This window comes from Mycobacterium sp. TH-M116 (assembly GCF_057473685.1).
Window position 1 is genome coordinate 1 of the sequence record NZ_JBYCLC010000267.1, and the last position, 11,420, is coordinate 11,420.

The window sequence follows — 11,420 nt, forward strand, 5'->3', positions numbered from 1 at the left end:
TGTCGGCCCGGTGCGCGACACTGTTGCCGTGCTCGACGTGATCCTGCCACTGGAGTGCGGCGGCTGCGGGGCGCCGTCGACCCGGTGGTGTGACGCCTGCGGCCGTGAGCTGTCGGTGGCCGCCGACGAGCCGCATGTCGTCACCCCCCGCATCGACCCGCAGGTGCCGGTGTTCGCGCTGGGCCGCTACGCCGGCGCCCGCCGCCAGGCGATCCTCGCGGTCAAGGAGCGCGGCCGCGGCGACCTCGTCGCGCCGCTGGCGTACGCCCTGGCCGTCGGCGTGCACCGCCTGCTGACCTGGGGGATCGTCGAGACCCCGCTGACCATCGTGCCGGCGCCGACGCGGCCTTGGGCGGCACGCCGCCGGGGCGGCGACCCGGTCACCCGTGTGGCCCGGGCCGCCGTGGCGGGGCACCCCGATGTCACAGTTGCCCGCGCGTTGCGGATCAGGGCGCTGGCCCGCGACTCGGCGGGCCTGGGCACCGCTGCCCGTGAGCGCAACATCGCCGGTCGGGTGCTCCTGCGCGGCGGGTCGCTCACCGACCACCCGGGCACCGAAGTGATGGTCGTCGACGACGTCGTCACCACCGGCGCGACCGCCCGGGAGTCGGTGCGGGCCCTGTGCGCCGCCGGGCTGCGGGTCGTCGCGGTTCTCGCGGTCGCGGCCGCGTGAACGAAACCGCCGGAACCGGCACGTGCCGAGAGGATGTGAAGAACTCGCAACAGGTCGGCGAAATCAGTGGCACGCGCGGGCGAACACGAGCTAACGTCGACAACACCATGCACTGAGTCATCGGCCTGACGCACTGGTCAAATCCCAGGTCGAGGCCCCATCGGCGAAGGAGGTGAGTATTCGGCACCTTGCACCGGCGGGCAGCCTGCGCGTGAACCATTGCGGAACCGCCCTCACCCCGTCGGCGCGACAGAAGTCAAGCCGGGCACGCAGCGCGCGTGCGACGTGGAAAGGGAACGAATTGTCACGCATGTCAAGGCTATCCGAGGATTCCGGTCAGATGCTCGCCGAGCCGCCGGCACAAACCGACGGGCAGGTCGAACCGACGCTGGACGCCGAGGTCGTGTTCAAAGGCCGCAACGTCGAAATCCCCGACCACTACCGCGTTTACGTCTCCCAGAAACTCGCCCGCGTCGAGCGGTTGGACCGCTCCATCTACCTCTTCGATGTCGAACTCAAACACGAGCCCAACCGTCGCCAGCGCAAGTCGTGTCAACGCGTGGAGATCACCGCTCGCGGTCGCGGACCGGTCAGCCGGGCGGAGGCCAGCGCCGACAGTTTCTATTCCGCGTTCGAGTCCGCGGTCGCCAAGCTCGAGAACCGGCTGCGCCGCGCCAAGGACCGCCGCAAGGTCCACTACGGCGACAAGACCCCGGTCTCGCTGGCCGTGGCCACGGCGGTGGCCGCCCCGTCCGGGCGGCCCAACGGCGCACCGGAGCCGTCGCCGGCCGAGCGCGCCACTCCCGACCGGCTCGCCGAACAACTCGGGGACCACGAACCGGGCCGGATCGTGCGGACCAAGGAGCACCCGGCCACGCCCATGACGGTCGACGACGCCCTGTACGAGATGGAGCTGGTCGGGCACGACTTCTTCCTGTTCCAGGACAAGGAGACCGAACGTCCCTGTGTCGTCTACCGCCGGCACGCCTACGACTACGGTCTGATCAGACTGGTCTGATCAGACTGGCCTGATCCGGCGTTCGCGCGGCCGCCGCGGCGTGTCACCTAGGATGGACGTCGTCTCACAGACAGAGAAGACTCCAACCCACAGGGGACATAGCTGTGCTGTCGAAGTTGCTGCGCCTTGGTGAAGGTCGCATGGTCAAGCGCCTCAAGCGGGTGTCCGACTATGTCAACACGTTGTCGCAGGACATCGAGAAACTCACCGACGCCGAGCTGAGGGCCAAGACCGAGGAGTTCAAGAAGCGGCACACCGACGGCGAAAGCCTCGACGATCTGCTGCCCGAGGCCTTCGCCGTCGCCCGCGAGGCCGCCTGGCGGGTGCTCGACCAGCGTCCGTTCGAGGTGCAGGTGATGGGTGCCGCCGCCCTGCATTTCGGCAATGTGGCTGAGATGAAGACCGGTGAGGGCAAGACCCTGACGTCGGTCTTGCCCGCCTATCTCAACGGCATCGGCGGCAAGGGCGTGCACATCGTCACCGTCAACGACTACCTGGCCAAGCGTGACAGCGAGTGGATGGGGCGCGTGCACCGGTTCCTCGGCCTGGACGTCGGGGTGATCTTGGCCCAGATGACACCCGACGAGCGTCGCGTTGCCTACCACGCCGACATCACCTACGGCACCAACAACGAGTTCGGTTTCGACTACCTGCGCGACAATATGGCCCATTCGCTGGAGGACTGCGTCCAGCGTGGGCACAACTTCGCCATCGTCGACGAGGTCGACTCGATCCTGATCGACGAGGCCCGCACCCCGCTGATCATCTCCGGCCCCGCCGACGGCGCATCCAACTGGTACCTCGAGTTCGCCCGCCTGGCGCCGCTGATGGAAAAAGACGTCCATTACGAGGTGGACCTGCGCAAACGCACCGTCGGTGTGCACGAGAAGGGCGTGGAGTTCGTCGAGGACCAGCTGGGTATCGACAACCTCTACGAGGCCACCAACTCGCCGCTGGTCAGCTACCTCAACAATGCGCTGAAGGCCAAGGAGCTGTTCAACCGCGACAAGGACTACATCGTCCGCGACGGCGAGGTTCTCATCGTCGACGAGTTCACCGGGCGCGTGCTGTACGGCCGCCGCTACAACGAGGGCATGCACCAGGCCATCGAGGCCAAGGAGCACGTCGAGATCAAGGCCGAGAACCAGACCCTGGCCACCATCACGCTGCAGAACTACTTCCGGCTCTACGACAAGCTGGCCGGCATGACCGGCACCGCCCAGACCGAGGCGGCCGAACTGCACGAGATCTACAAGCTCGGCGTGGTGCCCATCCCGACCAACAAGCCGATGATCCGCACCGACTGCTCCGACCTCATCTACAAGACCGAGGAGGCCAAGTACATCGCGGTGGTCGACGACGTCGCCGAGCGCTACGAGAAGGGCCAGCCGGTGCTGATCGGCACCACCAGCGTGGAGCGCTCGGAGTACCTGTCGCGGCAGTTCGCCAAGCGCCGCATCCCGCACAACGTGCTCAACGCCAAGTACCACGAACAGGAGGCCGGCATCGTCGCCGAGGCGGGCCGCCGCGGCGGCGTCACCGTGGCCACCAACATGGCCGGCCGTGGCACCGACATCGTGCTGGGCGGCAACGTCGACTTCCTGACCGACCAGCGGCTGCGCGAGCGCGGCCTGGACCCGGTGGAGACGCCCGACGAGTACGAGGCGGCCTGGCACTCCGAGCTGCCCAAGGTCAAGGAGGAAGCCGGCAAGGAGGCCGCCGAGGTGATCGAGGCCGGCGGCCTGTACGTGCTGGGCACCGAACGGCACGAGTCGCGGCGCATCGACAACCAGCTGCGCGGCCGCTCCGGCCGCCAGGGCGACCCCGGCGAGTCCCGGTTCTACCTGTCGCTCGGCGACGAGCTGATGCGGCGGTTCAACGGCGCCGCCCTGGAGGCGATGCTGAATCGCCTCAACCTGCCCGACGACGTGCCGATCGAGGCGAAGATGGTCACCCGGGCGATCAAGAGCGCGCAGACCCAGGTCGAACAGCAGAACTTCGAGGTCAGAAAGAACGTCCTCAAGTATGACGAGGTGATGAACCAGCAGCGTAAGGTGATCTACGCCGAGCGCCGCCGCATCCTCGAGGGCGAGAACCTCAGGGAGCAGGCGCTGGACATGGTTCGTGACGTGGTCACCGCCTACGTCACCGGCGCGACGGGCGAGGGCTATGCCGAGGACTGGGACCTCGAGGCGTTGTGGACGGCGCTGCGGACGCTGTACCCGGTCGGGATCGACCACGAGACGCTGACACGCCGGGACGCCGACTCCGAGCGGGACGACCTGACCCGCGAGGAGCTGCTCGAGGAGCTGCTCTCCGACGTCGAACGCGCCTACACCGCAAGGGAAGCCGAGCTCGAGGAGCTTGCGGGTGAAGGTGCGATGCGCCAGCTGGAGCGCAATGTGCTGCTCAACGTCATCGACCGCAAGTGGCGCGAGCACCTCTACGAGATGGACTACCTCAAGGAGGGCATCGGCCTGCGGGCGATGGCGCAGCGCGACCCGCTGGTCGAATACCAGCGGGAGGGCTACGACATGTTCACGGCCATGCTCGACGGCATGAAGGAGGAGTCGGTCGGCTTCTTGTTCAACGTCGCCGTGGAAGCGGTGCCCTCGCCGTCCCCGCAGGTGGCCCCGGTGGCGGTGCCCGAAGGGCTGGCTGAGCTGGCGGCGGGGTCGGAGTCGGCTGAGGTTGACCAGGCGCAGCGAAGCGGCGCGCCTGCAGAGGTCCGCGAAGAAGCTCCGAGCATGTTGCGCGCCAAAGGGATCGACGACGAGCAGCCCGCGCTGACCTATTCCGGTCCGTCGGAGGACGGTTCGGCGCAGGTGCAGCGCAACGGCGGTGGCGGACAGAAGGCGCCGGCCGGCGTTCCCGCCGGCGCCAGCCGCCGTGAACGGCGTGCGGCCGCGCGGCAGCAGGGCCGCGGCGCCAAGCCGCCGAAATCGGTGAAGAAGCGTTAGCGCTCCGCCGGCCGGGTGTGCTTTGCTCCCGGCCACGTTTGGTCAAGGATCGACGGTATGGATGTCAACGAGGTCCTCCTGCCAGGTGTCGGCCTGCGCTACGAGTTCACCGACCACAAAGGTGACAGGATCGGCATCATCGCCCGGCGTAGCGGTGAATTCGACGTCGTCGTCTACTCCCGCGAGGATCCGGACCAGGCGCGACCGCTGCTGTGCCTCACCGACGAGGAGGCCGAGGCCATGGCGCAGATTCTCGGCGCGCCGCGGATCGCCGAGCGGTTCACCGAACTGGCCCGCGAGATCCCCGGGCTCGAGACGGGCCAGGTTCACATCCTGGCGGGCAGCCCGTTTGTCGACCATCCGCTGGGCGACACGCACGCGCGCACCCGCACCGGGGCCTCGATCGTCGCGATCGTGCGTAACGAGGAGGTGCTCGCTTCGCCGGGTCCTGCCGACATGCTGCGCGCCCAGGACGTCCTGATCGTCATCGGCACCGCAGAAGGCATCGCCGGGGTCGAGCACATCGTCGACAAAGGCTGAGCCGGTGCAGGTTTCGGAGGCGCTGCTGTTCCAGCTCGGCGCTCTCCTGGCGGCGCTGTCGGTGCTGGGGGCCCTCGCACGCCGCTTCGCGTTGTCGCCGATACCGCTGTACCTGGTGGCGGGCCTGTCGGTGGGCAACGGCGGCATCTGGCCGGTGGCCGCCGCGGACGAGTTCATCACCACGGCCGCCTCGCTGGGCATCGTCTTGCTGTTGTTGACCCTGGGTCTTGAGTTTTCCGCGACCGAGTTCGCCAGCAGCCTGCGCCATCACCTGCCTTCGGCGGGCGCCGACGTGGTCCTCAACGCCACACCGGGCGCGGTGGCGGGCATGCTGCTGGGACTCGACGGCGTGGCCATCCTGTCGCTGGCCGGGGTCACCTACATCTCCTCGTCGGGCGTGATCGCGCGGCTGTTGGAAGACCTGCGCCGGCTCGGCAACCGTGAGACACCGGCCGTGCTGTCGTTGCTCGTCCTCGAGGACTTCGCGATGGCGGCGTATCTTCCGCTGTTCTCGGTGCTGGCCTCGGGCGGAACCTGGCTGGTGGCCGTCGCGAGCATGGTCGCCGCGGTCGTCGCCCTCGTCGCGGCGTTCACCGCGTCCTATCGCTGGGGCCACCACGTCGGGAGGCTGGTGACGCACCCCGACTCCGAGCAACTGCTGCTGCGCGTGCTGGGGGTGACGCTGATGGTGGCCGCGCTCGCCGAGTCGGTGCACGCGTCGGCCGCCGTCGGCGCCTTCCTGGTGGGGCTGACGCTGACCGGGGACACCGCGGATCGGGCCCGCAAGGTGCTGGGACCGCTGCGCGACCTGTTCGCCGCGACGTTCTTTCTGTCGATCGGCCTGTCCGTCGCCCCCCGGCAGCTGCTTCCGATGCTCCCGGTTGCCCTGGTGCTGGCCGTCGTGACCGCGGCGACGAAGGTGCTCACCGGGATGCTCGCGGCCCGCCGCGACGGGGTGGCGCGGCGCGGCCAGCTGCGTGCCGGGACCGCGCTGATCGCCCGCGGCGAGTTCTCTCTGGTCATCATCGGGCTGATCGGCGCGTCCATCCCCGCCGTCGCTGCGCTGGCGACCTCATACGTCTTCGTGATGGCGATCGCGGGTCCGGTGCTGGCACGCTTCACCGGCGGGCCGCTGCCGGAGGGGGCCGGCTCGGCGCGTTAGCCGTCAACCGATGTGCAGCGCCACCACCATCCACCGGGTTTGGCTTCCGGTGCGCAGCTGCTCCACGCGGCAGGCGATCGCGTGCACCCTGGAGCCGCGGCTGTAGGAGCCGAAGACCTCGGCCGCCGTCTCCGGGTCGCGGTGCCCCGCCGGTTTCAGCCGCATCCGGCGCAGCACGGCGGCGCCGTCATTCCCGGCCCGACCCACCGACAGCACCGAGTCGACCAGGCCGGGCGCGAGCATGGGCGTCAGCTGGGCGGCGGGACGGCGGCGGTCGATGACCTCCAGAACCCGCCGCAGCGCCGCATCGGCGAAGCTCGCCGCCTGGCGCATCCGTGGTGTCAGAACGGTGCCGCCCGACGGCGGGGGCTGGGGCCCGCTGCCCGGCGGCAAGTCGTCCCGCTGCAGCGGCACCCGGGCGCCGTGTCGCCGCAGCGTGGCCGCGGAAGAACGCCGGCACGCGGGCACATCTCGCGTCGGGGGCTCGTAGTCGACGACGGGCGTCACGGCGAAAGCACGCGGACCGGACGGCCGGACGATGGGGTGGACGGGCACTGCGCACTCTCCAGTGGATCGATGGCCAGTGGATCGATGGCCGGTGGATCGATGGCCGGTGGATCGATGGCCGGTGGATCGATGGCCATCGGACCGAGGGTGGAGCCGAGTCGTCTCGACAACGGATCGGCCTGCTGGAGAGGTGCAGACACGCCATCATGGCACAACCCGGCCTCTCGCGTACCCGCGCCGTGCTGAGCGCCGGCGGGGCGGTTACCGTGGGCGGGAACAGCTCAGTGGTTAACGAAATGGCCACAGTGGCAACGAATGGCAAGGAGGACGGGGCCGTCATGGTGACCCGCTTGTCCCCCTCGGACGCGTCGTTTTTCCGGCTGGAGAACACCTCCACCCCGATGTACGTCGGGTCGCTGTACATCCTGCGCCGTCCGCGCGCCGGGCTGAACTACGAGTCGTTGCTGGCAACCATCGAGCAGCGGCTGCCGCAGGTACCGCGCTACCGGCAGAAGGTCCGCGAAGTCATCGGCATGGCCAGGCCCGTGTGGATCGACGACAGCGACTTCGACATCGCCTATCACGTGCGGCGTTCGGCGCTGCCCTCGCCCGGCAGCGACGAGCAACTGCACGAGCTGATCGGCCGGCTCGCCGCGCGGCCGCTGGACAAGTCGCGGCCGCTGTGGGAGGCCTACCTCGTCGAGGGCCTGGCCGACAACCGGCTCGCTCTCTACACCAAGTCCCATCAGGCCCTGGTCAACGGCGCAACGGCGCTGTCGATCGGGCACGTCGTCGCCGACCGGACGCGACGCCCGCCGTCGTTCCCCGAAGACATCTGGGTGCCGGAACGCGACCCCGGTAGCACCCGGCTGCTGTTGGGTGCGCTGGGCGAGTGGGTGGCAGGTCCGGGCGCGCAGCTGCAAGCCGTCGGGTCCGCCGTGGCCGGGGCGGTGACCAATCAGGGCGAGTTGCTCGACGTGGGCCGCCGTGCCGTGCGTCTGGCGCGGGCGGTGACGCGCGGCACCGCTCCCAGCAGCCCGCTCAACGCGATCGTTTCCCGCAACCGCCGGTTCACGGTCGCGCGGGCCAGCCTCGCGGACTACCGGACGGTCCGGGCGCGCTACGACTGCGACGTCAACGATGTGGTGCTGGCCGTGGTGGCCGGCGCGCTGGCCAACTGGCTGCTGTCGCGCGGGGAACCGGTGTCGCCGACCGCGACCGTCCGGGCGATGGCGCCGCTGTCGGTTTACGCCGACGACCAGTTCGACTCCACCGGACCGGGGCAGATGATCAGCCAGGTCACCCCGTTTCTCGTCGACCTTCCGGTGGGGGAGCCCAACGCCGTGGTGCGGCTGTCCCAGATCGCCCACGCCACCGAGTCCAACCCGACCGCCGCCAGTGCGGTCGACGCCAGGACCATCGTCACCTTGTCGGGTTTCGCGCCGCCCACCCTGCACGCCATGGGTGTGCGCGTCGCCACCAGCTTCCCCAGCTTCTCCAAGCGGACGTTCAACCTGTTGATCACCAATGCCCCCGGGGTGCAGTCGCAGCTCTACATCGCGGGCACCAAGCTGCTGGAGGCCTACGCGGTGCCGCCGTTGCTGAACGGCCAGGCGCTGGCCATCAGCGTGACCTCCTACAACGGCGTGCTCTATTTCGGGATCAACGCCGACCGCGACGCCATGAGCGACGTCGATCTGCTGCCCGATCTGTTGAACCAGGCGCTCGAGGAACTCCTGGAGGCCTCCCGCTAGCGTGTGGCGCAAAAGTTGGAGCGGCCGAATCGCAGAGCGGCTGAATCGTAGAGTTGCCGAATCGCAGAGATATAGCATTCGTTGCTGTGAGCACCACGACGCGCGACGGCGCCCCGGCAAAGCCGAAGAAGAAGTCGACGAGAAGAAAATCGGCCGTCCTGGATCCGCCGAGGATTTCCAACGCCGTGTACGAGGCCGAATTATTCAGGCTGCAAAGCGAATTCGTGAAGCTGCAGGAGTGGGTGCGACATTCCGGAGAGCGCCTGGTGATCATCTTCGAGGGACGCGACGGGGCAGGCAAAGGCGGTGCCATCAAAAGGATCACCGAATACCTCAACCCCCGGGAGGTGCGTATCGCCGCGCTGCCGGCGCCGACCGACCGGGAACGCGGGCAGTGGTATTACCAGCGCTATATCGCCCAGTTGCCCGCGAAAGGCGAAATCGTGCTTTTCGACCGGTCGTGGTACAACCGCGCCGGTATCGAGAAAGTCATGGGATTCTGCACGCCGCAGGAATATGTGCTGTTTTTGCGGCAGACGCCGATCTTCGAGCAGATGCTGATCGACGACGGGATCCTGCTGCGCAAGTATTGGTTCTCGGTGTCCGAGGCCGAGCAGCTGCGACGGTTCAAAGCCCGGCGCAACGATCCTGTGCGGCAATGGAAACTCAGCACCATGGACCTGGAATCGGTCTACCGCTGGGAGGACTATTCGCGCGCCAAAGACGAGATGATGGTGCACACCGACACGTCGGTCAGCCCGTGGTTTGTCGTGGAATCGGACATCAAGAAGCACGCAAGGCTCAATATGATGGCCCACCTGCTGTCCACGATCGAGTACCACGACGTCGAAAGGCCCGTGATCACGTTGCCGAAGCGGGTGATCGAGGCGCAGAACTACCAGCGGCCGCCGCGTGAGCTGTCGACGTACGTCGAGGACCATGCGGCGACGCTGATCGCGGGCGCGGCGGTCTCGTGACCGTTGTCTACGTTCCCGCCACGCTGGCGATGCTGCAGCGGCTGGTTGCGCAGGGGTCGCTGTCGCCCGTCAGCGGCATCGCGTTCGCGGTGACTCCGACGCTGCGCGAGGCTTACGCCGAGGGCGACGACGACGAACTGGCCGAGGCGGCGCTGCGTGAGGCGGCGCTGGCATCGCTGCGGTTGCTGGCGGCCGAACGGGACGCCGCGCCCGACGGCCTGCCGCCGCGGCGTGCAGTGCTGACTGCCGAGGTCCCCATCGGCGGATCCGGGGCCGAACACCGTCCCGATCTCGACGACGCCGTCGTCAAACTCGGTGCGCCCGTCCAGCTGGACCGGGTGATCGCCGTCTATGTCGACACCGCCGAGGCCGAGACGGATGTCGTCAAGGCCATCGAGGCGATCGACGCCGCGGACCTCGGCGACGAGGATGCCGAACTGGCCGTTGGCGACGCTCAAGACCACGACTTGGCCTGGTACGCCACCCAAGAGCTGCCATTTCTGCTCGAGCTGCTGTGACCGGTGACCGGCCTCGCGCGCGGCCACATCCGAGCGGGTACGTCGCATTCCAGACTGCGGAACCGTAAGTTACGGTACCGTAGGATTTCGGCGCTGCGCCTCACCGACGCCGACGGGGGCGCTGCTCCCAGCGAAGCAGTCGCGGACAGGAGCTTCCGATGGGCGAAAAATACGTCCCGGTCACCGCCAATGTCGTGGAGACCACGCGTCCCACCGTCGCCGGCGCCGACAGGCACCCCGTCTGGCACGCGTTGCGCACGGCAGCGGCCCGGATCACGACGCCGCTGCTGCCCGACGACTACCTGCGCCTGGCCAATCCGCTGTGGTCCGCGCGGGAACTGCGAGGCCGCATTCTTCAGGTGCGCCGTGAGACGGAGGACTCCGCGACGCTGGTGATCAAACCGGGCTGGGGCTTCAGTTTCGACTATCAGCCGGGCCAGTACATCGGGATCGGCGTCCCGCTCAACGGGAGGTGGCGCTGGCGGTCGTATTCGCTGACGTCGAGCCCGGCCACCCGTTCCGGGGCGTCGCGTACGGTCACGATCACCGTGAAGGCGATGCCCGAGGGATTCCTCTCCACCCATCTGGTCGCCGGTGTCGAGCCGGGCACCATCGTCCGACTGGCCGCCCCGCAGGGCAACTTCGTGCTCCCCGACCCGGCGCCGCGCTCGATCCTGTTCCTCACCGCCGGATCCGGGATCACGCCGGTGATGTCGATGTTGCGGACGTTGTCGCGCCGCAATCAGATTGGCGACGTCGTGCATCTGCATTCGGCCCCCACTGAAGCCGAGGTGATGTTCGGTGCCGAGTTGGCCGCGCTGGCCGCCGACCAGCGAGGCTACCGGTTGCGGGTGCGCGAAACCCGGATCGAGGGGCGGCTGGATCTGACGGGACTCGACCGGGAGGTGCCCGACTGGCGCGAACGCCAGACGTGGGCGTGCGGGCCGGAGGGCATGCTCACCCAGGCTGAAAAGGTGTGGTCGGCGGCCCGCATCGGCGATCGGTTGCACCTGGAGCGGTTCGCCGTGGCCAAGGCGGCGCCGGCCGGGGCGGGGGGAACGGTGACGTTCGCGCGAAGCGGGCGCGCCGTCGCAGCGGATGCCGCGACCTCGTTGATGGAGGCGGGCGAGGGCGCCGGTGTACAGATGCCCTTCGGCTGCCGGATGGGCATCTGCCAGTCGTGTGTGGTGAGCTTGGTCGACGGCCACGTTCGCGACCTGCGAAGCGGCCGCGAACATGAGCCCGGCAGCCGGATCCAGACCTGCGTCTCGGCCGCCTCCGGGGATTGCGTGGTCGACATCTGAGAGCCCA

11 protein-coding genes are annotated in these 11,420 nt (G+C 68.6%); 9 read left to right on the top strand and 2 right to left on the bottom strand.

The genetic code is table 11. The features are described 5' to 3' along the window. Positions 1-28: 28 nt before the first annotated feature. The 5 genes from AC2VOK_RS13355 (at position 29) to AC2VOK_RS13375 (ending at position 6,353) form a co-directional block, all read left to right on the top strand. Positions 29-673 carry a ComF family protein gene (locus tag AC2VOK_RS13355; RefSeq protein ID WP_428900911.1) on the top strand — a complete coding sequence of 215 codons (645 nt, stop codon included), beginning with the start codon at positions 29-31 and terminating at the stop codon, positions 671-673. 310 nt (positions 674-983) lie between these two features. Next, positions 984-1,691, top strand: a complete 708-nt coding sequence (hpf, locus tag AC2VOK_RS13360) for a ribosome hibernation-promoting factor, HPF/YfiA family (protein ID WP_428900903.1) — start codon at positions 984-986, stop codon at positions 1,689-1,691. 104 nt (positions 1,692-1,795) lie between these two features. After that, positions 1,796-4,651: a preprotein translocase subunit SecA gene (gene secA, locus AC2VOK_RS13365; protein ID WP_428900904.1), complete on the top strand. Its 2,856-nt coding sequence runs from the start codon at positions 1,796-1,798 to the stop codon at positions 4,649-4,651. 57 nt (positions 4,652-4,708) lie between these two features. Then, a complete protein-coding gene (locus AC2VOK_RS13370; RefSeq protein WP_428900905.1) occupies positions 4,709-5,191 on the top strand; it encodes a cation:proton antiporter regulatory subunit in 483 nt (160 codons plus the stop codon). A gap of 4 nt (positions 5,192-5,195) precedes the next feature. Further along, entirely contained in the window at positions 5,196-6,353 is a 1,158-nt protein-coding gene (locus tag AC2VOK_RS13375) for a cation:proton antiporter (protein WP_428900906.1), read from the top strand. Positions 6,354-6,356: 3 nt separating this feature from the next. On the opposite strand, the gene AC2VOK_RS13380 is transcribed toward AC2VOK_RS13375, so the two are convergent. Together AC2VOK_RS13380 and AC2VOK_RS13385 are read right to left on the bottom strand one after the other, a co-directional pair. Then, a complete protein-coding gene (locus tag AC2VOK_RS13380) occupies positions 6,357-6,908 on the bottom strand; it encodes an Rv3235 family protein (protein WP_428900907.1) in 552 nt (183 codons plus the stop codon). Further along, positions 6,857-6,997 carry a hypothetical protein gene (locus tag AC2VOK_RS13385; RefSeq protein WP_428900913.1) on the bottom strand — a complete coding sequence of 47 codons (141 nt, stop codon included), beginning with the start codon at positions 6,995-6,997 and terminating at the stop codon, positions 6,857-6,859. The genes AC2VOK_RS13380 and AC2VOK_RS13385 overlap by 52 nt, the downstream gene beginning before the upstream one ends. A gap of 201 nt (positions 6,998-7,198) precedes the next feature. Between AC2VOK_RS13385 and AC2VOK_RS13390 the strand changes: the two genes are divergently transcribed. The 4 genes from AC2VOK_RS13390 (at position 7,199) to AC2VOK_RS13405 (ending at position 11,413) form a co-directional block, all read left to right on the top strand. Continuing rightward, positions 7,199-8,614, top strand: a complete 1,416-nt coding sequence (locus tag AC2VOK_RS13390) for a WS/DGAT/MGAT family O-acyltransferase (RefSeq protein WP_428900912.1) — start codon at positions 7,199-7,201, stop codon at positions 8,612-8,614. 86 nt (positions 8,615-8,700) lie between these two features. After that, complete coding sequence (ppk2, locus tag AC2VOK_RS13395; RefSeq protein ID WP_428900908.1) at positions 8,701-9,591, top strand: polyphosphate kinase 2; 891 nt, start codon at positions 8,701-8,703, stop codon at positions 9,589-9,591. Next, the gene (locus AC2VOK_RS13400; protein WP_428900909.1) at positions 9,588-10,109 is read left to right on the top strand and encodes a DUF6912 family protein; all 522 of its coding nucleotides are present in this window, start codon (positions 9,588-9,590) and stop codon (positions 10,107-10,109) included. The genes ppk2 and AC2VOK_RS13400 overlap by 4 nt, the downstream gene beginning before the upstream one ends. A 158-nt stretch (positions 10,110-10,267) precedes the next feature. Then, positions 10,268-11,413, top strand: coding sequence for a ferredoxin reductase (locus AC2VOK_RS13405; protein ID WP_428900910.1), 1,146 nt, complete (start codon positions 10,268-10,270; stop codon positions 11,411-11,413). Positions 11,414-11,420: the final 7 nt, after the last annotated feature.